The sequence below is a fragment of the Pseudomonas sp. B21-051 genome (assembly GCF_024748795.1).
In the GTDB taxonomy this organism is placed as follows: domain Bacteria; phylum Pseudomonadota; class Gammaproteobacteria; order Pseudomonadales; family Pseudomonadaceae; genus Aquipseudomonas; species Aquipseudomonas putida_A.
The window spans coordinates 5486030-5510551 of the sequence record NZ_CP087166.1; the positions used below are offsets into that span (position 1 = coordinate 5486030).

Here is a 24522-nt window from a genome sequence, read left to right on the forward strand (position 1 = left end):
GCTCCTACATCGATCCCTGTAGGAGCTGCCGAAGGCTGCGATCTTTTGATCTAAAAAAGGCGACCCGTGGGTCGCCCTTTTTACTTACGCCGCACTGAACAACCGATGCGGATCGATCACAAACTTCTTCGGCACACCCGCATCGAACTCGCCGTAGCCTTCCGGCGCCTGGTCGAGGCTGATGACCTGCACGCCGACCACTTCGGCGATGTTGATGCGGTCCCACATGATCGCCTGCATCAGTTGGCGGTTGTACTTCATCACCGGGGTCTGGCCGGTGTGGAAACTGTGGGATTTGGCCCAGCCCAGACCGAAGCGGATGCTCAGGCTGCCCATTTTCGCGGCGGCGTCCACGGCACCCGGATCCTCGGTCACGTACAGGCCCGGAATACCGATTTTGCCGGCGACGCGCACCACGCCCATCAACGAGTTGAGCACGGTGGCCGGGGCTTCGGCTTTCACCCCGTCATGCCCGTGGCCGCGCGCTTCGAAGCCCACGCAATCCACCGCGCAATCGACTTCTGGCTCGCCCAGCAGCTCGGCGATCTGCTCGTGCAGCGGCGTGTCCTTGGACAGGTCGACCACTTCAAAACCCTGAGCCTTGGCGTGCGCCAGGCGGATGGTGTTGACGTCGCCGATGATCACCACCGCCGCCCCCAGCAGACGCGCCGAGGCCGCAGCGGCCAGACCGACCGGGCCGGCGCCGGCGATGTAAACGGTGCTGCCCGGGCCAACGCCCGCCGTCACTGCACCGTGATAACCGGTCGGGAGGATATCGGAGAGGCAGGTCAGGTCGCGGATTTTCTCCATGGCCTTGTCGCGATCCGGCAGTTTCAGCAGGTTGAAGTCAGCGTACGGCACCAGCAAGTATTCGGCCTGGCCGCCGGTCCAGTCGCCCATGTCGACATAACCGTAGGCACCGCCGGCACGGGCCGGGTTGACGGTCAGGCAGACGCCGGTGTGTTGCTCCTTGCAGGAGCGGCAGCGCCCGCAAGCCACGTTGAACGGGACGGAGACCAGGTCGCCGATTTTCAGGTTCTCGACGTCGGAACCCTTTTCGATCACTTCGCCGGTGATTTCATGGCCCAGCACCAGACCGGTCTGCGCCGTGGTACGGCCGCGCACCATGTGCTGGTCGGAGCCACAAATGTTGGTGGACACCACACGCAGAATCACCCCGTGCTCGATCTTCCTGCCACGCGGGTCCTGCATTTTCGGATAGTCGATTTTCTGTACTTCGACCTTGCCAGCGCCGAGATACACCACACCACGATTGCCAGACATGCTTTCACCTCGCTGTTGTTTTTATGGAACCGCGTTGCCCAGGCAGGCAGCGCGTTAAGTGCTCGGTAAATCAAAAGATCGCAGCCTTCGGCAGCTCCTACATAAGGCGCATCCCCTGTAGGAGCTGCCGAAGGCTGCGATCTTTTAGCGATCTAAAGAACGACGGTTCTATTGGCGTTCAAAAACACCCTTCTTTCGATGTGATAACCCACGGCCCGGGCCAGGGTCAGGCCCTCGATATCCCGCCCCTTGGCAATCAGATCCTCCGGGTAATGACTGTGATCCACCGCCTCGACACCCTGGGCGATGATCGGCCCTTCATCGAGGTCGTTGTTGATGTAATGCGCCGTGGCGCCGACCAGTTTCACGCCTTTGTTGTAGGCCTGGTGATACGGCTTGGCGCCCTTGAACCCCGGCAGCAGTGAGTGGTGAATGTTGATCGCCTTGCCATCGAGTTTGCGGCACAACTCCGGTGACAGCACCTGCATGTAGCGGGCAAGGATCACCAGTTCGGCGCCGGACTCTTCGATCACCTGCCACACCTGACGCTCTTGCGAAGGTTTGTCGTTGGGGTCGAGGGGGAAATGGTAGTAGGGAATCTGGTGCCAGTCGGCCAGCGGCTTGAGATCCGGATGGTTGGACACCACCGCCGCCACGTCCATCGACAACTGGCCGATGCGCTGGCGGTAAAGCAAATCGTTGAGGCAGTGATCGGCCTTGGAAACCATGATCACCACTTTCGGCCGATAGTTCGGAGCGGTCAGCTCGAAGACCATGCCGAACGCCTCTCCGCGTTCGGCGAGGCCGGCGCGGAAGGACTGCTCGTCGAAGCCGTCGGGCTGACGGAATTCCACGCGAATGAAGAAACGACCCGAGAGCCGGTCATCGAACGAATGGTGCTCGGTGACGTAGCAACCCTGCTCGAACAGAAAACGCGTCACCGCGTCCACCGTGCCGAGCACGCTGGGGCAGTCGGCGGTCAGAATCCATGTGTCTGGGGCGCGGCTCATGGTGCGGTGACTCCTGTTTTCAACATCTGTGAGCAGAGTGAACTCTGTGGCGAATGAGTTCTGTGGCGAGGGAGCTTGCTCCCGCTGGGTTGCGAAGCGACCCTAAAGTCAGCAACCGCGTTCTTCCAGAAAGAATACGCTCGCAGTTTTTTGCGACTGCTTCGCAGCCGGGCGGGAGCAAGCTCCCTCGCCACAAGATGCAATCGCGGCAACCACTTAGTGTTACGCCTGAACGCTGAGGCCGTATTCGGCCGACGCATCCTGCAGCCACAACCACCAGTAATCCGAGAAGCTGCGGCGGATCAGCAGTTTCCCAGGTGTCTTCGGCGGTGTGGCGAATCATCAGCTGCGACTTGGCGAACACCGTGCCCACCGCTTTGCCCACCGGGAAGTTGTTCGGGTGCACGTCGTAGCTGGTGGATTTCATCAGCACCTGACGCACATTCGGCCCGCTCAGTTCGAGCACTTGCTGGCCGCCGCTGACGTTGACGATCGCGATGTGCAGATCGCCCAGCGCCTCGCGCAGTTTCTGCTCGGCGGCGAATTCTTCACCGCTTGGCACGATCAGCAGCCACTCGTCCGGGCCCATCCATTGCAGGCTGGTTTTCGCCTTTGACGATGACGCTCAGGGCGCCCGGCAACTCAATGCCGAGGGCCTTGTGCACGCCAGCGGCGAACGCTGCATCGTGGCCATCGCCACGAATGGTCAGGTGACCGAGAAGTTTTCTTTTTCACGCACGACGACGCCGGCGTTTCTTGCGCCCCTTGCCGACCAGGCTGGCGAGGTCGGCATGGTGCAGCGACGACTCGGCACGGGCCCCGGTGGTCGGGCGTTGCTGGTAAACATTGGCTGTGGTCATAAAGCACCTTCCTGAATTCTGTTGGTTCCTGCGGTGGCTGATCTGCCGCTTTCGCGATCAGTTTCGCTCCCACAGGGGAAACGCGGTCGAATGTGGGAGCGAGCCTGCTCGCGAATAGCCGCCCGCCCACAATTCCTGAGGCCATCAGATGTTCTGCCGATCCCCCTTTGGATCGAAGAACACCGAAGAAACAATCTCCGCCTCGATCACGCTGCCGTCGGCCAGCGGTGCAAACACCCGCTCGCCCATACGCTTCAGACCGCCCTTGACCACGCCCATGGCAAACGAATAGCCGAGGGAGTTGTGCGCGTAGCTGGAGGTCACGTGGCCGACCATGGTCATCGGGATCGCCTGCTTGGTGTTGAACACCAGTTTGCGCACCTTCCGGCAGCCACACATTCGGATCGATCGGCTTCAGGCCCACCAGTTGCTTACGCTGATCCTTCACGCAGTCTTCACGGTTTCATGCCGCGCTGGCCGATCCACGAGAACGGTTTTGGTGCGACCCACGCACCAGCCCATGTTCAGGTCGTCCGGGGTCATCGAGCCGTCGGTGTCCTGACCGACGATGATGAAACCTTTCTCGGCGCGCAGCACGTGCATGGTTTTCCGTGCCGTACGGCGTCAGGTTGTACTGCTTGCCGGCCTCGACGATTTTTCTCCAGCACGCCCATCGCGTAGTCGGCCTGCACGTTGACTTCGTACGACAGCTCACCAGTGAACGAGATACGGAACACCCGCGCCGGCACACCGCCGACCAGACCTTCTTTCCAGGTCATGAACGGGAAGGCTTCGTTGCTCAGATCGATGTCGGTCACGGCGCTGAGCAGCTTGCGGCTGTTCGGCCCCGACAGGGTCATGGTCGCCCAGTGGTCGGTGACCGAGGTGAAGTAGACCTTCATCTCTGGCCATTCGGTCTGGTGGTACAGCTCCAGCCATTGCAGCACGCGAGCCGCGCCGCCAGTGGTGGTGGTCATGACGAAATGGTTGTCGGCAAGGCACGCCGTCACACCGTCGTCGAAAACCATGCCGTCTTCTTTGCACATCAGGCCGTAACGCGCCTTGCCCACATCGAGCTTGGTCCAGGCGTTGGTGTACACGCGGTTGAGGAACTCGCGGGCATCCGGACCTTGAATGTCGATCTTGCCCAGGGTCGAGGCGTCGAGCAGGCCGACGCTGTCGCGCACGGCTTTGCATTCGCGCTTCACCGCCGCATGCATGTCTTCACCGTTTTTCGGGAAGTACCATGGACGTTTCCACTGGCCGACGTCTTCAAACTCGGCGCCGTTTTTCAGGTGCCATTGATGCAGCGCGGTATAGCGCACCGGCTCGAAGATGTGCCCACAGTGACGACCGGCTACCGCGCCGAACGTTACCGGCGTGTAGTTCGGGCGGAACATCGTGGTGCCCATCTGCGGGATGGTCACGTTCAGCGAACGCGCGGCGATGGCCAGGCCATTGACGTTGCCGAGCTTGCCCTGATCGGTGCCGAAACCCAGCGCGGTGTAGCGTTTGACGTGTTCGACCGACTCGAAACCTTCGCGGGTCGCCAGTTCGATGGCGGCGGCGGTGACGTCGTTCTGCAGGTCGACGAATTGCTTCGGCGCACGCGAAGTGCCCTTCTCGTGCGGCACCTGAAACAGCGCCAGGGTCGCTTCTTCGAGACGGCTCAGCGCTTTTGGCAGCGTGCCTTCGACCACCGCAAAACCGGCTTCACTGGCAGCGCGTGCGCCACCTTCGAAACCATCGGCCAGCGAATCTCCGAGGCCGTAAACGCCGTTGATGCCGCCGACGCACACACGCTTCTGCGGTGCTTCGCCCGGTACGAAACCGAGGATGTCTTCACGCCAGATCGGCTTGCCACCGAGGTGCGAAGCCAGGTGCACGACAGGGCTGTAACCGCCGGAACTGGCGATCACGTCGCAGTCGAGCCATTCGCCGGGGCTGGTCACGGTGTGCGCTTTGACATCGATCGCGGCGACGCGGGCAGCGGTGACGCGCTTGCTGCCACGGGCCTCGATCACGGCGCTGCCGGTGAGGATGCGAATGCCTTTGGCGCGGGCTTCTTCCACCAGCGCACCACGCGGATTGCTGCGCGCATCGGCGATGGCCACGACTTGCAGGCTGGCGTCAAGCCAATCCAGCGCAACGCGATAGGCGTGATCGTTGTTGGTGGTCAGCACCAGCTTCTTGCCCGGTGCAACACCGTAACGGCGCACGTAAGTCGAGACCGCACCGGCAAGCATGTTGCCCGGCACGTCGTTGTTGCCGTAGACCAGCGGACGCTCGTGGGCGCCGGTCGCCAGCACTACACGCTTGGCGCGAACACGGTGAATGCGCTGACGCACCTGACCGATTGGCGCACGGTCACCGAGGTGATCGGTGAGGCGTTCGTGAATGGTCAGGAAGTTGTGGTCGTGGTAGCCGTTGACCGTGGCGCGCGGCAACAGCAGCACGTCCGGGGTGTTCTTCAATTCAGCGATGACGCTGGCCACCCACTCGATCGCCGGTTTGCCATCGAGGCTTTCGCGCGAATCGAGCAGGCTGCCGCCGAACTCTTCTTGCTCATCGGCGAGGATCACCCGCGCACCGCTGCGCGCAGCCGCCAGGGCAGCCGCCAGACCGGCAGGGCCGGCGCCGACGATCAGCACGTCACAGTGCTGGTTCATGTAGTCGTAGGTGTCCGGATCGACTTCGGTCGGCGAACGGCCAAGCCCTGCAGCCTTGCGAATGTACTTCTCGTAGGTCATCCAGAACGATTGCGGGTACATGAAGGTTTTGTAGTAGAAACCCGGCGGCATCAGCTTGCCGCCGACCTTGCCGAGAATCCCCATCATGTCGTTGTTGACGCTCGGCCAGCCGTTGGTGCTGGTGGCGACCAGGCCTTGATACAGCGCCTGTTGCGTGGCGCGCACGTTCGGGATTTGCGTGGCTTCGGTGGCACCGATCTGCAGCACGGCATTCGGCTCTTCGGCACCGGCGGCGAAGATCCCGCGAGGACGCGAATACTTGAAGCTGCGACCGATGATGTCGACGCCGTTGGCGATCAGTGCCGAGGCCAGCGAGTCGCCCTCGAAGCCTTTGTAGCTCTGACCGTTGAAGGTGAAGCTCAGCACTTTGTTGCGGTCGATCCGTCCACCGTTGGACAGGCGATTGGTCTGGCTCATACCTTCTCTCCCAGCGCCGTCGTGGCTGTTTTCGCCGTATCAGCCTTGTCGGTGAATTGCGGCTTGGTGCCGATCTTGTAGGTTTCGAGAATCTCGTAGGTCACGGTGTCGCGAGTGACGTTGAAGTACTGGCGGCAACCGGCGACGTGATCCCACAGTTCATGGTGCAGACCGCGCGGGTTGTCGCGGAAGAACATGTAATCGCCCCACTCTTCATCGGTGCAGGCGTTCGGATCCAGCGGACGCGGGATGTGCGCCTGACCGGATGCATGGAATTCCTCTTCGGAGCGCAGTTCGCCGCAGTGAGGACAGAAGATATGCAACATGGGGATTTCTCCTGTTAGTGGGCAACCGCAGCAGCGCCGTGTTCATCGATCAACGCACCGTTGTGGAAACGGTCGATGGAGAAAGGTGCAGCCAATGGGTGCATTTCACCCTTGGCCAGACTCGCGGCAAACACGTTGCCCGAGCCAGGAGTGGCCTTGAAGCCACCAGTGCCCCAACCGCAGTTGAAGAACATGTTCGGCACCGGGGTTTTCGAAATGATCGGGCAGGCGTCCGGGGTGGTGTCGACGATGCCGCCCCACTGGCGGTTCATGCGCACCCGCGACAGCACCGGGAACATCTCGACGATGGCCTGGATGGTGTGCTCAATCACCGGGTACGAACCGCGCTGGCCGTAGCCGTTGTAACCGTCGATACCGGCGCCGATCACCAGGTCGCCCTTGTCGGACTGGCTGATGTAACCGTGCACGGCGTTAGACATGATCACGCTGTCGATAATCGGTTTGATCGGCTCGGACACCAGCGCTTGCAGCGGGTGAGATTCGATCGGCAGACGGAAACCGGCGAGCTTGGCCATGTGCCCGGAGTTACCGGCGGTGACCACGCCGACACGCTTGGCACCGATGAAACCCTTGTTGGTTTCAACGCCGATGCACACGCCGTTTTCCTTGCGGAAACCGATCACTTCGGTCTGCTGGATCAAGTCCACGCCCAAGGCGTCGGCGGCACGGGCAAAGCCCCAGGCCACGGCGTCGTGACGGGCGACGCCACCACGACGCTGAACGGTCGCGCCCATCACCGGGTAGCGGGTGTTTTTCGAGCAGTCGAGGTACGGGATCTCGTCGGCCACTTGCTTGGCGTTGAGCAATTCGCCGTCGACGCCGTTGAGGCGGTTGGCGCTGACCCGACGCTCGGAATCACGGATGTCCTGCAGGGTGTGGCAAAGGTTGTAGACACCGCGCTGGGAGAACATCACGTTGTAGTTCAGATCCTGCGACAGACCTTCCCACAGTTTCATCGCGTGTTCGTACAGGTGCGCCGACTCGTCCCACAGGTAGTTCGAGCGAACGATGGTGGTGTTGCGCGCGGTGTTACCGCCGCCCAGCCAGCCCTTCTCGACCACGGCGACGTTGGTGATGCCGTGCTCTTTCGCCAGATAGTAGGCAGTCGCCAGACCGTGCCCGCCACCGCCGACGATGACCACGTCGTAGACCTTCTTCGGCGTCGGCGTGCGCCACATGCGCTGCCAGTTCTCGTGGTGGCTGAGGGAGTGTTTGAAGAGGCCGAAGCCCGAATAGCGTTGCATAGTCATTTACTCCAAACCGCTCAGCGATAAACCGGGTAGTCGGCGCACAGTGCCGCGACGTTCTTGGCCACATTCGCTTCAACGTCGGCGTCACCGAGGTTGTCGAGGATGTCGCAGATCCAGCCGGCCAGCACTTCGCACTGGGCGACCTTGAAGCCACGGGTGGTGACGGCCGGGGTGCCGATACGCAGGCCCGATGTCACGAACGGCGACTGCGGGTCGTTCGGCACGGCGTTCTTGTTGACGGTGATGTGCGCACGGCCGAGGGCGGCGTCAGCATCTTTGCCGGTCAGGCCCTGACGGATCAGGCTGACCAGGAACAGGTGGTTGTCGGTACCGCCGGACACTACATCGTAGCCACGTTTGATAAACACGCTGGCCATCGCCTTGGCGTTGTCGATCACTTGTTGCTGATAGGCCTTGAAGCCAGGCTCCAGCGCTTCCTTGAAGCACACGGCTTTGCCGGCGATGACGTGCATCAGCGGGCCGCCCTGAGCGCCGGGGAATACCGCGGCGTTGAGCTTCTTCTCGATCTCTTCGTTGGACTTGGCCAGAATCAGTCCGCCACGCGGACCGCGCAGGGTCTTGTGGGTGGTGGTGGTGACCACGTCGGCGTACGGCAGCGGGTTCGGGTACAGACCAGCAGCGACCAGACCGGCGACGTGGGCCATGTCGACGAACAGCAGCGCACCGACCTTGTCGGCAATCTGGCGGAAACGCGGGAAGTCCAGGGTCTTGGAGTAGGCGGAGAACCCGGCAACGATCATCTTCGGCTTGCACTCGACGGCCAGACGCTCGACTTCGTCGTAATCGATCAGCCCGGTGTCGGTGTTGATCCCGTACTGCACCGCGTTGTACAGCTTGCCCGAGGACGATACTTTCGCGCCGTGGGTCAGGTGACCGCCGTGGGCCAGGCTCATGCCGAGAATGGTGTCGCCCGGCTGGATCAGCGCCAGGTACACCGCGCTGTTGGCCGAGGAACCGGAGTGCGGCTGGACGTTGGCGTAATCGGCACCGAACAGTTGCTTGGCGCGTTCGATGGCCAGTGCTTCGACTTTATCCACATGCTCGCAGCCACCGTAGTAGCGCTTGCCCGGATAACCTTCGGCGTATTTGTTGGTCAGGCCGCTGCCTTGCGCTTCCATCACGCGCTTGCTGGTGTAGTTCTCCGACGCGATCAGCTCGATGTGATCTTCCTGACGTTGCTCCTCGGCATTCATCGCCGCCAGCAGTGCATCGTCGTAACCCTGGATCTGGTCTTGCTTGCTGAACATCGCGTCTCTCCCAGCGGCGTCGGTGCGCCATTTCGTCTTGGTCAGGCACGCGGCTTGCGGAGGTGCCCTTTGATGCGATGGTATGGCCGGCGCAGACAGCCCAGATGCCTACGGACGCCACACAAAGGTGCGTTTACGACATGGCTCGAAATGACCGATTGAATTCGTGGAGATCCCCTGTGGGAGCGAGCCTGCTCGCGAAGAGGCCGGCACATCCGACATGGAAGTTGGCTGACAGACCGCCTTCGCGAGCAGGCTCGCTCCCACAGGGGTCAGGTGTATGCCGCACGGATGGCGAGCAGCAGGAGGAAATGCAGGGGATAGAGCGCATACGCCCAGCGGCGCATGGGCAATGGATGAAGGGATCCGGCATGTCGCAACAAGACTATCCCGAGCAGTGGCGCAATCAAGCATGCCGCGATGCCGAACACCGCCACGTAGTTGCCAAACTGCGCCGACTCATACAGCGCCTGCCACTGATTGGCAGCGAGACAAATCAATCCCGGCAGCAAGCCGAAATACCAGCGGCAGCGAAGCACCCACAGCAGCGCCAGCGGCAGCAACACGCCAAACACGCCGAACATCAGCCATTGCGAAAACAGCGTCGCCAGCAGTAACGCACCGACGCCCAAAAGCCGCGACAGTAGCGACTGATCCTGCCACCCCCGTGCCACCAGCAACCCCAGCGCCAGGGTGGGCATCACGTTCAAGGTGTCGGGATCAGGAATGTAAAGTCGGTAGGGAATCTCACTGGCCGCACTGAACAGCAGCAGCCAGCCCAGATAGCGCCACTCGGTCTTCTGCGCACCGGCCCGGGACAGGTTCGCCGCCATCGCCAGGCAGAACCACGGGAACGCCAGACGCCCCGGCACATACAGCCAATCGGCGCTGATCCCGACATATCGCAGGTGATCGAGCAGCATGCTCAGCAGCGCCAGCCACTTGAGCAGATCCAGCGCGCCGTCGCGTTTAGTCACGTGCATAATCGGGTAACAAACTGGTAATTTTCTGACAGCGACATCCCGTGTGCTCCCCGGAAGATCTTCGGTAAAGTGCGCACCCTCATTGACCACGAGCCTTCACAAGAGTCTCGACCACGGAAGCCGGCCATGACCGACAAGAGCCAACAATTCGCCAGCGACAACTACTCCGGTATCTGCCCTGAAGCCTGGGCTGCCATGGAACAGGCCAACCACGGCCACCAGCGCGCTTATGGCGACGATGAATGGACCGCACGCGCGGCCGACCATTTCCGCCAATTGTTCGAAACCGACTGCGAGGTGTTCTTCGCCTTCAACGGCACCGCCGCCAACTCGCTGGCGCTGTCGTCGCTGTGCCAGAGTTACCACAGCGTGATCTGCTCGGAAACCGCCCACGTCGAAACCGACGAATGCGGCGCCCCGGAATTCTTCTCCAACGGCTCGAAACTGCTGATCGCCGGCACCGAAAACGGCAAGATCACCCCACAGTCGATCCGCGAAGTCGCGCTCAAGCGCCAGGACATCCACTACCCGAAACCGCGCGTGGTGACCCTGACCCAGGCCACTGAAGTCGGCAGCGTCTACACACCGGAAGAAGTCCGCGCCATCAGCGCCACCTGCAAGGAACTGGGCCTGCACCTGCACATGGACGGCGCACGTTTCTCCAACGCCTGCGCATTCCTTGGCTGCTCGCCGGCCGACCTGACCTGGAAGGCTGGCGTCGATGTGCTGTGCTTCGGCGGCACCAAAAACGGCATGGCGGTGGGTGAAGCGATTCTGTTCTTCAACCACAAACTGGCCGAAGACTTCGATTACCGCTGCAAGCAGGCCGGGCAACTGGCGTCGAAAATGCGCTTCCTCTCGGCACCGTGGGTCGGGATCCTCGAAAACGACGCCTGGCTCAAATACGCCCGCCACGCCAACCACTGCGCGCAACTGCTGGCCGAGCTGGTCAGCGACATTCCGGGCGTGGAACTGATGTTCCCGGTGCAGGCCAACGGCGTGTTCCTGCAACTCTCGGAACCGGCCATCGCCGCGCTGACCGCGAAAAACTGGCGCTTTTACACCTTCATCGGCAAGGGCGGCGCACGCTTCATGTGCTCGTGGGACACCGAAGAAGAACGCGTACGCGAACTGGCCCGCGACATCCGCGAAGTGATGTCCGCCTGATTCCCCTGTAGGAGCTGCCGCAGGCTGCGATCTTTTGATCTTGATCTTAAAAAACAAAATCAAAAGATCGCAGCCTGCGGCAGCTCCTACAGGGATGGCGATGACTCTTGGTCTACATTGTCTGTCGAGCCCTCCGCTCACATAACAATAAGCAGGAGCATCGGCATGTCGCTACAAGGCAAAACCCTGTTCATCACCGGCGCCAGCCGTGGCATCGGCCGTGAGATTGCGCTGCGCGCCGCGAAGGACGGGGCCAATATCGTGATTGCGGCCAAGAGCGCCAAAGCCCATCCCAAGCTGCCCGGCACTATCCACAGTGTCGCCGCAGAAGTCGAAGCCGCTGGCGGCAAGGCATTGGCGCTGCAACTGGACGTGCGTGATGAAGAGGCGGTGCGCAGTGCGCTGGCCAAGGCCAACGAACATTTCGGCGGCATTGATGCGCTGGTGAACAACGCCGGGGCGATCAAGCTCACTGGCGTGCAACACATCGAACTCAAGCGTTTCGACCTGATGCACCAGATCAACACCCGCGCGGTACTGCTCTGCAGCCAGGCCGCCCTGCCCTATCTGAAGAAATCCGCCGGACACATCCTCAACTTGTCGCCACCGCTGAACCTGGCGAACAAGTGGTTCGCCCAATACAGCCCCTACACCGTGACCAAATACGGCATGAGCATGCTGACGGTGGGCATGAGCGAGGAATTCGCCAGTTACGGCATCAGCGTCAATTCACTGTGGCCACAGACCATGATTGCCACGGCGGCGATAGAGTTTCAGCTGGGAAATCGCGAGTCGTTCAAGCATGCGCGCACGCCGGCGATCATTGCAGATGCGGCGCATGTGATTCTGGATAGCCGCCAGCGGCAGATCACTGGACGGCTGCTGATCGACGAAGAAATTTTGCGTGAATACGGCGTGACTGAGTTCAAGCATTACCGCTTCGAGCCGGACAGCGACGCCGCGCTGATGCCTGACTTGTTCGTGGATTGAAACACCGCCCCTGTAGGAGCTGCCGAAGGCTGCGATCTTTTGATGTTGATCTTAAAAACAAGATCAAAAGATCGCAGCCTGCGGCAGCTCCTACAGGGGGGATTTCGTCAGAATTCGATTCTGACGTCGCCTTTAGGCACGCTGCAGCACGAGAGGATAAACCCCTCCGCCTCGTCGTCCTCGGTAATCCCGCCGTTGTGCTCCATCTCCACCTCGCCCCCAAGCTTCATCACCTTGCACGTCCCGCAGATCCCCATACCGCAAGCTTTCGGAATCATCAAACCAAGCTTGGCCGCCGCCGCGTGCACGGTTTCGCCCGGGGCCACGCGAATGCTCTTGCCGGAGGCGGTGAACTCGACCTGATGCAGGTCCGCCGCATCGATTTCCGGCGCATCGGCGGCCTGCTCGGCTTGCTCCACCGCATCGGCACGAGCTTCCGGTGGCGTGGCGCCGAAGGATTCCTCGTGATAGCGCGACATGTCGTAACCGGCCACTTCCAGTAGTCGCTTCACCGCGTTCATGTACGGCGTCGGGCCGCAGCAGAACACTTCGCGCTCAAGGAAGTCCGGCACCATCAGTTCGAGCATCTTGTGATTGAGGTAGCCGCGATAGCCGGCCCACGGCTCGCCCAAGCCGTGTTTCTCGCAGATCAGGTGCAGACTGAAGTTGTCGATCCGCGACGCCATGTGTTCCAGCTCGCGGTGGTAAATGATGTCTTTCGGCGAGCGCGCGCTGTGGATAAAGGTCATGTCGACATTGGCGTTGGTGTCGTAGAACCAGCGCGCCATCGACATGCACGGGGTGATCCCCACGCCGCCGCTGAGGTAAAGGACTTTCGGGCTCGGGAAGTCGATGGCGTTGAACAGCCCGACCGGGCCGTGTACCGCCAGCTCCTGGCCTTCATGCAGGGTGTCATGCAGCCAGTTGGAGACCTTGCCGCCCGGCACGCGTTTGATGGTGACCGAGAAGCTGTACGGCACCGACGGCGAACTGGAAATGGTGTACGAGCGCATGATCGGCTGGCCGTCGATTTCCAGCTCCAGGGTCACGAACTGCCCGGGCTTGAAGAAGAACAGGATCGGCTGGTCGGCCATGAAGCAGAAGGTGCGCACGTCCCAGGTTTCCTGGATGACTTTGACGCAACGGACGATGTGTCGGCCATTGGCCCAGGTCTGGGTGGTGACCGGATTCAGGAAGCTGTTGGACATGCTGTTCTCCACGGCCGACTGTCGGCCTTCATGTGGCGATTCTGCGTATAGCGTGAACCGTCCGTTTACCTATCCGCGACATCGGCATACTTATCGCGACCAGCCCCCAACCGCCGGGGGTTGCGCGTCGGGAACAGATTGCACCATGTCGCCCATGGATAAGGTTCCGGGCAGCGTCGGCCCCACACTCGCCCCACACCAAGACGAATTCTTTACACCTTGCGTAGCAACCCTGATCAGCCACTTTCGCGGCCACGCAGATGGCCTTGAGGAATACATCGATGGACGTCACCGCAAAAATCAGCCTGGGCGATCCGCTGGAACCCGCACGCAAGGCCACCGCACAGATGCTGCAGGAGCGCGAGCGCACTTTCTCGCTGCCGCAGCCGTTCTACAGCGACGAACGCCTGTTCGATATCGACATGCAGGAGATCTTCCAGAAAGAGTGGTTGATCGCCGGCATGACCTGCGAGATCCCGGCCAAGGGCAACTACCTGACCCTGCAGGTCGGCAAGAACCCGATCATCGTCATTCGTGGCGCCGACGGTGTGGTGCATGCGTTCCACAACGTCTGCCGCCACCGTGGCTCGCGCCTGTGCACCAGCGAAAAGGGCAAGGTTGCCAAACTGGTCTGCCACTACCACCAGTGGACCTACGAGCTGGACGGTCGCCTGCTGTTCGCCGGCACCGAGATGGGTGCCGACTTCGACATGAAGCAGTACGGCCTCAAACCGGTGAACGTGAAGACTGCCGGCGGCTACATCTTCATCAGCCTGGCGGAGAATCCGCCGGCCATTGATGACTTCCTGTCGACGCTGAACCACTACATGGAACCGTACGACATGGAGAACACCAAGGTGGCGATCACCACCACCTTGATGGAAAAGGCCAACTGGAAACTGGTGCTGGAAAACAACCGCGAGTGCTACCACTGCAACGCGTCGCACCCGGAACTGCTGAAAACCCTGCTGGAATGGGACGACGTCACCGACCCGCGCGCCGATCAGGCATTCAAGGATCACGTCGCCGCGTCTGCTGCTGCATGGGAAGCCGAGAAAATCCCTTACGCCCACGCCAGTTTCGGCCTGCGCAACCGTATCGTGCGCATGCCGCTGCTCAAGGGCACCGTATCGATGACCCTGGACGGCAAACAGGGTTGCGCCAAACTGATGGGCCGGATCAAGAATCCGGACCTCGGCTCGATGCGCATCCTGCACCTGCCGCATTCGTGGAACCACTGCATGGGCGATCACATCATCGTCTTCACCGTGTGGCCGATCAGCGCCCAGGAAACCATGGTCACCACCAAATGGCTGGTGCACAAGGACGCGGTCGAAGGCGTGGATTACGACGTCGAACGCATGCGCCAGGTGTGGGACGCGACCAACGATCAGGACCGGCGTCTGGCCGAAGAAAACCAGCGCGGTATCAACTCCACCGCCTATCAGCCGGGGCCTTACTCGAAGACCTATGAGTTTGGTGTGGTCAACTTCGTGGATTGGTACAGCGAGCGGATGCTCAACAACCTCGGCGCCGAGCCTGCGCCGTACCTCAAGGGCGTGCCGGTTCAGGGCTAAAAGCAAAAGCAAAGGCTTCGCGAGCAGGCTCGCTCCCACATTTTGGAATGCATTCCACCTGTGGGAGCGAGCCTGCTCGCGAAGAGGCCGGCCCAGTCACCTCATCACTTCGATGACCACCTCACACTGCCATCCTCACCAATAAACTCCTCAAAAATATCCTCCCCCACCAGCCTGATTTTCGCGTAGCCATTCAACACCCGCAGCGGATACGCCGGGTCGTTGGCATCCTGCGTCTCCGACCACAACACCCGCGAATGCCCGTTCAGCTCGCTGGCATTGCCATAGGGAATCGCCCCGTGCCCGGCGCAACGTGCATGCAGGCTGCCCTGCTGTGCGTAAACGATGCCGTTGTGCAGATGCCCCCAGTACCAATAATCCGGCTCGCGCCCCAGGGCATCGCACACCGGTTGATACAGCGCGGTCTGGTGATGCCCGGAAATATCGAAGCCCTGGTGATGGCTGAGCACCATGATCTTTTTGCGTTTCGGCAAGGCTTTCATCCAGGTGATCTGCGGCTCGTTGAGCGTGCCGTCCATGTACAGGTTCATCGCGTCCGAGGCATACGCCGAATCCAGCCCGACCACCAGCCAGTCGTCGTTGATCAAGGCGAAATAACTGGTGCCCTGCTGCCCCGGAAAGCGCTTGGCCAGTTCCTTGAAATAGCCGTGGGCGCCGCTGTACATCTCGTGGTTGGAGTTGAGGGTGAACGAGCCGTGGCTGCCCATCGGCCAACCGGCCATGTCGACGTCTTCCTGCGAATGGCTGCCGGCGTAGTAGACATCGCCCAGATGGATGGTGAAATCGGCCTGGGCCAATTGCATCTGGTTGGCGACTGAAACCGCCGGCGCATGACTGTCGAAGGGGCCAGTGCCCCAGTCGCCGGCAATCGCCAGGGTCACGTCGCGTTCCATCTGCACCACCGCCGGGTCGGTGCCGAAGGTCGCGTGATGGCGCAAGTTCTCGATCCACTTGAGCAGCGCCTCGCTCCACAGCAGATCAAGCAACTCCCACTTGCGACAGCCGAGCAGGCTGCCGTCCTGCAGCACCCGGGTCGCCAGTTGATCCGGCGATTGCGGCAACGGCGTGGCATTGCCGATGCGCAGGATCGACAACCCGTGGGACAACTCCCATGGCACCGCCGGTTCATCGCCCGGCAACTCACCGTTTTTCAGCACGTATTGCGCCTGATCGTGACCGCGCTGCAGCAGCTTGATGATCGCCTGAAACTCCTGCGGCTCAAGCTCGCTGATGAGCTTCATCCAGGCCATTTCCATGCGCGTGAACAAGCCGTGAATGCGCAGTTTGACCTTGTCGTACTCGTGTTCCCAATGACTGACCAGTGACATGGCGTATTCCTCTATCCGTAAGGGCTCACAGGGTTTTCATGAATTCGATCAACGCACGTTTGTCGTCGTCCGACAGCGTGGTGCCATACAGGTGACCGCTGTTGTGGTTGCCCTCCAGTCGGGTGTCGTATTTGAAATCCGCCGAGGCTTTGGCCTGAGCGCCCGTGGTGACGAAACCGACGTTGACCGGGTCATAGACGTCGGAGCCGGTGATGAACACCAACGGACGTTTTTCCGGCGGTTGCAGCAGATCCCACAGGGTCGGCACCGAACCGTTGTGCAGGTACGGCGCGCGCAACCAGATGCCGTCAGTCGGCGTGTTGCTGTAGCTCTGGGTCTTGCGATAGGCGCCGAAGTCGAACGGCGGCTTCTTGAAAGTGTGGAATGCGGTCACCAGACCGGTGGTGAACGAATCGAGCCGATGTGGATCGGTGCCGAGCTGGTCGATGTTGGTGGTCACTTGCCCGGTGTCGGCGCGCCCAAAGTCGTGGCACGCGGCGCAATTGGCATCCCAGATCGGCTTGCCCTGCGCGACTTTCGCCTGATCCAGCGCCCACGGCCACGCCGGCGCCTTGTGCCCGAGCAGCCAGTTGGTCACTCGGTTGAAGCTCGGCGGCAGCACCGACTCCGGCGTCGCACCCACCGCCATTGCAGCGGCGTAGTTGCGTTCGTGGATCTTGTTGTTATTGCCGTCCCAGTGCAGGTACATCGATTCCCGCGGCTTCTGGTTCCACACTTGCGGCAGATCGACGGTGCCGATGGTCGAGTCATCCGGGAAGCCGAACACCACCATTTTCGTCGGGTTGAAGGTGTCGGTGCGGCCCGGGCCCTGTTGCGGACGCAGCTTCTGCCAGGCGTAGGCTTGCTTCTGCTTGAGCAAGGCGCTTTTCGCCATCGGGATGATCAGGTAGCGGTTATAGAGCTTCTCGAAAAAGCCCAGTTGGAATTTGCCGTTGATCGCCGCCATCACCGCGTCGGTGGTGAATTTCGGGTCGCTGGCGCAATCGTAGGCGAACCACTGGAAGGCCTGCAGTTGCAGGGTGTTGGCCGGCGCGCTGGGCACGTTGACCGCGACGTCGCTGGCATTGGCGCGGTAGGAGCCGGTGTGGCACAGCGCGCAGTTCGGCTCTACCGTCGGGTAACCGATCTGCCGCTTGGCCATGCCGATCGGCAGGTCCTTGCCGTTCTCATAGAGAAAGCCGAAGACCTCCCAGCCGCCGGGTTTTGGCAGTTTTTCCGGGCACATCTGCGGCAGCACGGCGAACAGGTAATACGGGATCCGCGCTTCGATGCCCAGGCCGATGGCCGCGTATTTGTAATGATCTTCGTCGGAGGCGTATTCCTGCTCCGGCACCACCCGCAGCATCTGGTACCAGGTCTGGTACCCAATGAAACCGAGCAGCGCCAGTACGACCAAGGTACCGACCTTGAAGGCATGGCTCTGCCATTGCCGCGCCCAGGCCGCGCGCCACTCGCGCCAGCCATCGCAGAGCAGCGTCCACGGCCGGTTCGCGGGCGTGGTGCCGAGGTACAGCAGAATGCCGAGAATCAGGAAGAAGCTCAGATCGCCCATCAGCATCGGCACGAACACCGAACCCTGAATGCTGGTGTTGATCAGGTAAATCCAGAACACCACGGCGATCAGCCGCGTCAGTACGCACAACCAGGAATGCACCACGTAACGCGGCGCGTTGAAACCCGACGGCATGTAAAACACGCTGATGCCCACCAGCAGCATCCCGGCGTTTTCCAGCCATGGATCGGAGAGTTGTGGCGGCAGCCCGACCACCGATGTCAGCAACCCCGGCGCGAACAGCGCCGGGATCGCGAACACCATGTTCATCGCAATGCCGATCCAGATGAAGCGTTGAAACCAGCGGATGTAAGTATCCATGTCATCCATTTCCTTGCGCAGACCTTAGGAGAGTCCCTCTGTGTGATGAGCTTTTGTGGCGAGGGAGCTTGCTCCCGCTCGGCTGCGCAGCAGTCGTAAAACCGGCCATCCCGATCCATCAGACAGACCGCATGCGCTGGTTCGGGGCCGCTTCGCAGCCCAGCGGGAGCAAGCTCCCTCGCCACAGGAACCTCATCCACCCAAGGCCGTTTTCTCCAGGTGCTCAAGGATGATCGGATACACATCCACCACTGCGTTCTTGCCGAACATGCAGTCGATGTGGCCATAGCCCGGCACCACGTGCCGGCTGTAGCGTTCCGGCCCGTGGACTTCGCAGACTCGCTGGTAGGTCTTCAGCGTGCTTTCCGGCAGATAGCACTGGTTCTCCGCGCCGCTGATAAAGCAGATCGGCATTGTCAGCCGCTCGAAATGCGGCATGTACACATCGTTGCCCTTGAAATCCACCAGGTGCCCTTTGCGCACGATCAGCGCCAGGTGCTCGAAGGTCTCGATGTTCGATTCGCCGAACAGCTCGTGCAGGTTGTCGTGCAGGGTTTCATTGAGCGTGTCGTGGCGATACAGCGAGGCGTACATGAAAGTGATGCGGTGGCACACCGGGTTGGTGCAATAACCCTGCGCCTCGATTCGCGCGTAGCCGTTGAGGGCCTTGTCGTAGAGGCGGTTGAACCAGTTCTCCTTGCTGTCGGCGTAAGCCGTCATCGACTTGATGCCGATCGCATCGAGCATGCCCGGCAAGTGCAGACCGGCCTTCAACCCGGTAGCCGTGGCAACCACAGTGTCAGCGGCAATCTGCGAGCAGACCACCGAGCGCACACCCTGCAGCCCTACCAGCAACGACATGAAGAACGTGGTCGCGCCGTAGCAATGCACCACGCACTGCACGTCTCTGGCCTGGGTCTCCTGCTGAATTTGCGCAATGGCAGCCTTGAAGTCGTACTGGGCAATCTGGTCGCCGTTCCATTCCTTCTTGCTCGCCGGCAGCAGGATGCTCACCCGGAAATCCAGCAGCCACACGTCGTAGTCGTGCTTGCACAGGTACTCCAGCAGGTTGGTCTGGATGGTGTCGGTGGAAAAGATATTTGAACCGACACCCAAGCCGTGCACCAGCATCACCGGGCCTTTGCTGCCGGCCTGATAACGGGTCAGACGCAGCTCGACGCCGTCCTCGGTGGGGAAGAAATGCACCGCCGGGGTCGGCGCATCCAGCGGCCGCTTCAGGCGTGGCGGCGCGTCGGGGTTGAAGTATTTGTCACCGGCGAATACCCCGCCGTAACTTTCCCAGAGAATCCCGGCGAAGAACTTGCCGAACCGCGCCAGGCCTTCGATGCGCTCACGCTCGTTGCGCGCATTGAGCACTTTCATGGTGGTCATCTGCTTGGCGAAATCGGTCGGATGAATGTGCATCACCCCGGAGCCGATCACCTCACCCGACTTGTCCGGCCCGCGATACAGCGTCACGTACAGGGTGCTGGTGTCGTGCCAGATATTCAGCACGCCGTTGTCTTCCGGCACGGTTTTGAAGGCACTGAAGAAGTAGTCGCTGCCGTCCTCGGCGGTCAGTTTCATGTCGTATTTCATGTGCCGCGTATCGACCTGCTGCTCGAATTGTTCGAACAGGTTGAACACGCCATTGCTGGCGGTCAGCGGTTGCGGCGACAGCGCCGGGGCATTGACCGTACCGACAATGGTCGCGGCGTGTTCAGGTTCCTTGATCATCCGGTTGAGGTCGTTGGCGGTGATGGTCAGGGTGAAGTCGATTGGCGAGTTGTCCGCCTCACCGCGTTTGGCCGCCGCTTCGTAGACTTTCAGATCAGTGCTTTGCGCGGCAGTGAAGGCCCGGGAGAAATAGCCCTTCATGGTCTCGGTGAACTGCACGCCGAGGGTCGGCGGCGCTACCTGTTTGCGCGGTGCCGACGGCAACGTGTAGTCGATCTGCCAGCCACGGTCAGCGGCGAGCAGGCCCATGTTGCGCTCGCTCACGGCGGAGATGGTCAGCAGCGGATTGACCGCCAGCGAGGTCGGGATCACCGCGCCGTCAGTCACGTACAGGCTGGGGTAAACATCAGTGCCGGTCGCACCGCTGAACACCTGGCCTTTGTGATTGACCACGCCTTGCGCGGCGTCTTCGCCCATCACGCAACCGCCCAGCGGATGCACAGAAACGATGCTGTGCTTGAGCAGCCTGGTCCAGATCGGATTCTCGACCCAGACCCCGCCCAACGCCTTGGTGCTCTGGTACAGACGCTCATTGCCGAGTTTGAAGTTTTCCTGCTCGCCGACACCCGGCCAGTCGATGCGCAACTGGTCCTTGTTGTCGAGAATCATCCGGCCCTGGCCGCTGTCGTGGCTCATGATCAGGTAGGTCTGCATGTTGTGCAGCGCGCCGTAGTACGGACCGCGCAGGAAACTCTCGGCCTCACGCTCCTTGTAGCCGAGCTTGCCGCTGAAACTGTCGTCGGTGGCCACGCCGATCATTTCGGCGAACCCGGCCATCGCCGGCACCATCGGCCGGCCGAGGGCGCCGGGGATCGAGCCTTCCTCGATGACCATGCGGCTGCGCCAGTCACCTTCGGTACGCATATCGATGATCGAGGTGATGCACGGGCCAACCGGTTGCAGCTCCTTGGCCGAATGCGCGCCGAAACCGATGCCGTTGATGGTCTGCTCGCAGTTGTGGCCGAAACCGAGGATGTCACCGTTGCCGCTCATGTTCTCGCCGAGCTGGCCGGACATCACCAGGCCCTTGTCCCGTGAGCGCAACAGGATCTCGGTAGAACCGAGAGTGCCGGCGGAGACCACGACGATATCGGCCTTCACAAACAGCGTCGGCGCGTCGAATTTCTCGCGACCGCTGTCGAGGTACTGAAAGTGCACGATCCAGCCATCGCCATCGCACTCCAGATGCCGCACTTCGGCCTGGCAGAAAATCTCCGCGCCATGGTTCCAGGCGTCCGGCAGATAGTTCATCAGCGTGGTGTTCTTGGCTTTGTTGTTACAGCCCGAGACACAGTCGCCACACTGGTTGCACGGCAGTTGTTCGACGCCGACGTGATTGAGGTTATTCGGCAGCTTGTCGAAGGTGACGTTGATCGGCGGCTTGTAGAAATGCGCGCCTTGCTTGAGGTAGTCCGCCGATTTTTTGTTGGCGTCGAGCTTGGGCAGGTTCGGCGCGCTGTTCGGGTACGGATTGGGCTTGAGCATTTCCCGGGCGCGGGCGTAACCGTCCTTGAGCAGCGTATCGCGATGATCGCGTACCGCTTGCGGCCAGCGTGGATCCTCGAACACCCCGGGTTCCGGCTCCAGGGAAACATTGGCGTTGATCAGCGATGTACCGCCGAGGCCGCAGCCGACCACCACGTTCTGCTGGGCATTCACATGCAGGTCGAACAGTCCGGTGCGCGAGCCAATGTGGCCGTCCGGGTCATGCACCTGCAGCTCTTCGGTCGCGGCGATCATGGTGTTGGGGTATTCACCGGGCTGGATTTCCCGCCCGCGTTCGAGCAGGCACACCTGCTTGCCGGCCCGGGACAGGCGCGACGCAGCAATGCCGCCGCCGTAGCCGGAGCCGATGACGATCACGTCGTAGTGTTCCTTGATCTCGCTGATGGGCGTTGCGATGCGTGTCATGAGGATGTTCCTCTCTCAGGCAGATGGGGCAACTCTGCGGTTGCCTGCAATCAATGGGCGAACGGGCACCTGGCCTCCGGGTCGAGCCCGGCGACAGCACAGCGGTTAAAGCAGGAGGTCGCTACAGACGAGCGCGTTGATTGGCCGCACGACGTAACGTGCGCTTGCGTGGCGAGGGGGGATGGCGGTGTGGGCGGCTATCCATCATGCGTTCTCCCAGAACCTGATGTGGATAAGTAACGGCTGTCCTTGTGCCATTGCAGTGAAGACAGCGCAGGAATCGAAGTCAAGGCAACGGTTTAGAACTGTATGAAATCTGATCAATTGCTGTTTGGACTATGCCTGGCGGGGCCTGCAGGGTTTGGCAAACAAGTTATCCACATAGCCATGCACAGCAAATGGGGGTAACTGTGGATGAATGGAAAAATAACTGCCTGATTTGTGAAGAAAAATCGTGACTTATCTAGAAGAAGGGTTTGCGAGACGCATTGGTTGTTTTTTGATCACAAGCTTGAAAGCCACGTCTTTCATGGATTTCATGAGGATGGCAAACACGTTATCCACAGAAGCACCAACAGAGATCGGGGGTAACTTTGCCGGTGCTGTGGAAAAGCGTTCCTGACTGTGTGAAATCGTGATTTACGTGGGAGTTTTGCGTAGAAACAGATGATTTGATTGTTTTTTGATCGATCCTTCGCAGGCCACGTTTTGTAAGGGTCTCAGCGGATAGCGAACATCTTATCCACAGAAGCGCCAACAGAGATTGGGGGCAACTTGCTGAGTTATCCTGCCGAAAAAGCCCTGAAAATCCGTGACTTAGGCTGGTTGTTTTTTGATCGGAGGGCTGTAGGGCTTGATTGGCGAGGGGTGCAGGGATGGGCGAACACGTTATCCACAGATCCGCCAACAGACATTGTGGGTAACGTGCTCTCAAACCGTAGGCTGTTCGCGGGTATCAGGCACGGTGCATCAGATAGGCGTCACCCGTCACCCGGATCATCGGGTGAGGCGTCACCTGACAGGTTTTGACGATGGCGAAACCATGCCTTTCATAAAACCTTCTTGCGCCGGTATTGGCGGCATAGTCGATCAGGCTCAAGCCATTGAGCGCCAAGCGCTCTGCACGCGCCTGAGCATACTCAAGAAACTGCACGCCCAAGCCCTGATTACGCCAGCCTTCATGCAGCGCCAGGCTGGAGATGTAGAGCGTGTCCGCAACCTCCATATCGGCGTAAGGCGCCAGCACCGGGTCGGTAGGGGGTGTCGGATCAGGATTTTCGCGTGTGACATAACTGTGCATCATTCCGATGACGCGGCCCTCGGCTTCGGCAATCAGACAGTTCTGCCAGGAAAAATCTACATCGTCGCGGGCATAACGCCGCTCGCCGACATCCAGCAATGGCTCGCCCGGCTCCGCCAATTGGCTCCAGATGTAATCGGAGGCGCCCTCCGAGGAGATCTGAAACAAACGCGCAATGTCGCGCGCATCCGTGCGCCGGGCAGGTCGAAACTCAACGGTCATTCACTTGACTCCTCGGGGGTTGAGCGGGTGTTTTAACCTGTGGCTGACGCTGATCGCAAAGGAATGCGGGGGATTTTTCATGTCAATAAATGACAGCTTGCCGAACACACACTTGAGGGAGCGGGCTTGCTCGCGAAGAGGCCGTTTCAGTCAACATCAATGTCGCCTGACACACTGCTTTCGCGAGCAAGCCCGCTCCCAAGGAGATTGGAAGGGTGTCAGCGGACCACGCCTTCTTCGATCAGCAGTTTGAGGATAGCCTCGGCGCCGGCTTGTGGAGTGACGCCTTTAAGCACCTGCCCACCACCGCCACTGGCCTTGGCCGTAGCTGCCTTCATCCGGTCAGCACCACTTTTGGCCTTGATCACTTTCAAGCGCTTCGGCCGTGGCTTGGCCGGCTGCAACGTGGCGACGGCCAGCAATTCATCGTCCAGCACTTCCACGTCTTCGGCATTCAACTCACCGCGACGTGCCGGCCCATACGCACTCTGCCTCGGCTTCGGCGCTGCGTTATCCACAGTTGCCAGAAACGGCAGCTTCACCTTCAACCGGCGCCGCTGCCCACGGGGCAACGCTTGCAGCACCAGCGCCGAGCCGTCATTGATCGACTCGACCTGGGCCAAACCGACCACCAGCGGCCAGCCCAATCCTTCGGCCAGCAGAAACGGCAACATCCCCGAGCCTTCGCCGGTTTCCGCCTGGCTGCCGGTCAGCACCACCTGCGCACCGGCATCACGCAGATACGCGGTCAGCGCCGGCAGCGCATCGGCACCAGCCGGTTGCTCCAGCACATGCATCTGCTCAAGACCCATGCCCAGATAGGCACGCAAGGCCGGCTCCGCAACGTCGCCGGCATGCAGCACTTGCAAGTTATCCCCAGCCAGTTGCAAACCCAGTTCCACGGCGCGCGCGTCCTGATCAGCGCGGCGTGGCCGTCCGGAAGTAGGGTGAGCGCCGATGGAAACCAGACTGATTACTTTCGTGTTCATAGCGTTTCC

The 24522-nt window shown here is 60.9% G+C and carries 15 protein-coding genes and 2 pseudogenes; 3 read left to right on the forward strand and 14 right to left on the reverse strand.

The window, feature by feature from the left end; all coding sequences use genetic code 11:
* Window positions 1-84 precede the first annotated feature (84 nt).
* The 8 genes and pseudogenes from fdhA to LOY52_RS24810 form a co-directional block, all read right to left on the reverse strand.
* Window positions 85-1284, reverse strand: coding sequence for a formaldehyde dehydrogenase, glutathione-independent (fdhA, locus tag LOY52_RS24775; RefSeq protein ID WP_258676828.1), 1200 nt, complete (start codon window positions 1282-1284; stop codon window positions 85-87).
* A 152-nt stretch (window positions 1285-1436) separates the two neighbouring features.
* Window positions 1437-2294, reverse strand: a complete 858-nt coding sequence (purU, locus tag LOY52_RS24780; RefSeq protein ID WP_097089069.1) for a formyltetrahydrofolate deformylase — start codon at window positions 2292-2294, stop codon at window positions 1437-1439.
* Window positions 2295-2516: 222 nt separating this feature from the next.
* Window positions 2517-3154 (reverse strand): annotated as a pseudogene (locus LOY52_RS24785) (sarcosine oxidase subunit gamma).
* 144 nt (window positions 3155-3298) lie between these two features.
* Window positions 3299-6321: pseudogene (locus LOY52_RS24790) on the reverse strand (sarcosine oxidase subunit alpha).
* Window positions 6318-6647 carry a sarcosine oxidase subunit delta gene (locus LOY52_RS24795; RefSeq protein ID WP_003228964.1) on the reverse strand — a complete coding sequence of 110 codons (330 nt, stop codon included), beginning with the start codon at window positions 6645-6647 and terminating at the stop codon, window positions 6318-6320. The pseudogene LOY52_RS24790 and the gene LOY52_RS24795 overlap by 4 nt, the downstream one beginning before the upstream one ends.
* 14 nt (window positions 6648-6661) lie before the next feature.
* Window positions 6662-7912, reverse strand: a complete 1251-nt coding sequence (locus LOY52_RS24800) for a sarcosine oxidase subunit beta (protein WP_003206307.1) — start codon at window positions 7910-7912, stop codon at window positions 6662-6664.
* A 20-nt stretch (window positions 7913-7932) separates the two neighbouring features.
* Complete coding sequence (gene glyA / locus LOY52_RS24805) at window positions 7933-9186, reverse strand: serine hydroxymethyltransferase (protein ID WP_003228965.1); 1254 nt, start codon at window positions 9184-9186, stop codon at window positions 7933-7935.
* A 272-nt stretch (window positions 9187-9458) separates the two neighbouring features.
* Window positions 9459-10169 carry a conjugal transfer protein TraX gene (locus LOY52_RS24810; protein ID WP_258676831.1) on the reverse strand — a complete coding sequence of 237 codons (711 nt, stop codon included), beginning with the start codon at window positions 10167-10169 and terminating at the stop codon, window positions 9459-9461.
* 126 nt (window positions 10170-10295) lie between these two features.
* Here LOY52_RS24810 and LOY52_RS24815 point away from each other — a divergent pair, with 126 nt between their 5' ends.
* Together LOY52_RS24815 and LOY52_RS24820 are read left to right on the forward strand one after the other, a co-directional pair.
* A complete protein-coding gene (locus LOY52_RS24815) occupies window positions 10296-11336 on the forward strand; it encodes a low specificity L-threonine aldolase (RefSeq protein WP_007913115.1) in 1041 nt (346 codons plus the stop codon).
* 165 nt (window positions 11337-11501) lie between these two features.
* On the forward strand, window positions 11502-12326 hold the full coding sequence (locus LOY52_RS24820) for an NAD(P)-dependent oxidoreductase (RefSeq protein ID WP_258676834.1): 825 nt from the start codon (window positions 11502-11504) through the stop codon (window positions 12324-12326).
* Between the two features lie 107 nt (window positions 12327-12433).
* Here the strand turns inward: LOY52_RS24820 and gbcB are convergent, their stop codons facing one another.
* Window positions 12434-13534 carry a glycine-betaine demethylase subunit GbcB gene (gene gbcB, locus LOY52_RS24825; RefSeq protein WP_095187122.1) on the reverse strand — a complete coding sequence of 367 codons (1101 nt, stop codon included), beginning with the start codon at window positions 13532-13534 and terminating at the stop codon, window positions 12434-12436.
* A gap of 281 nt (window positions 13535-13815) precedes the next feature.
* Here gbcB and gbcA point away from each other — a divergent pair, with 281 nt between their 5' ends.
* Window positions 13816-15111: a glycine-betaine demethylase subunit GbcA gene (gbcA, locus tag LOY52_RS24830; protein WP_027610658.1), complete on the forward strand. Its 1296-nt coding sequence runs from the start codon at window positions 13816-13818 to the stop codon at window positions 15109-15111.
* Between the two features lie 104 nt (window positions 15112-15215).
* On the opposite strand, the gene LOY52_RS24835 is transcribed toward gbcA, so the two are convergent.
* From LOY52_RS24835 to LOY52_RS24855, 5 genes are all read right to left on the reverse strand, one after another.
* On the reverse strand, window positions 15216-16460 hold the full coding sequence (locus LOY52_RS24835; RefSeq protein WP_247267336.1) for a metallophosphoesterase: 1245 nt from the start codon (window positions 16458-16460) through the stop codon (window positions 15216-15218).
* A gap of 25 nt (window positions 16461-16485) precedes the next feature.
* Window positions 16486-18354, reverse strand: coding sequence for a hypothetical protein (locus LOY52_RS24840; protein WP_258676840.1), 1869 nt, complete (start codon window positions 18352-18354; stop codon window positions 16486-16488).
* A gap of 192 nt (window positions 18355-18546) precedes the next feature.
* Complete coding sequence (locus LOY52_RS24845; RefSeq protein ID WP_258676841.1) at window positions 18547-22002, reverse strand: GMC oxidoreductase; 3456 nt, start codon at window positions 22000-22002, stop codon at window positions 18547-18549.
* Between the two features lie 955 nt (window positions 22003-22957).
* Window positions 22958-23524, reverse strand: coding sequence for a GNAT family N-acetyltransferase (locus tag LOY52_RS24850; protein ID WP_258676843.1), 567 nt, complete (start codon window positions 23522-23524; stop codon window positions 22958-22960).
* Between the two features lie 218 nt (window positions 23525-23742).
* On the reverse strand, window positions 23743-24513 hold the full coding sequence (locus tag LOY52_RS24855) for an electron transfer flavoprotein subunit beta (protein WP_258676845.1): 771 nt from the start codon (window positions 24511-24513) through the stop codon (window positions 23743-23745).
* Window positions 24514-24522 lie beyond the last annotated feature (9 nt).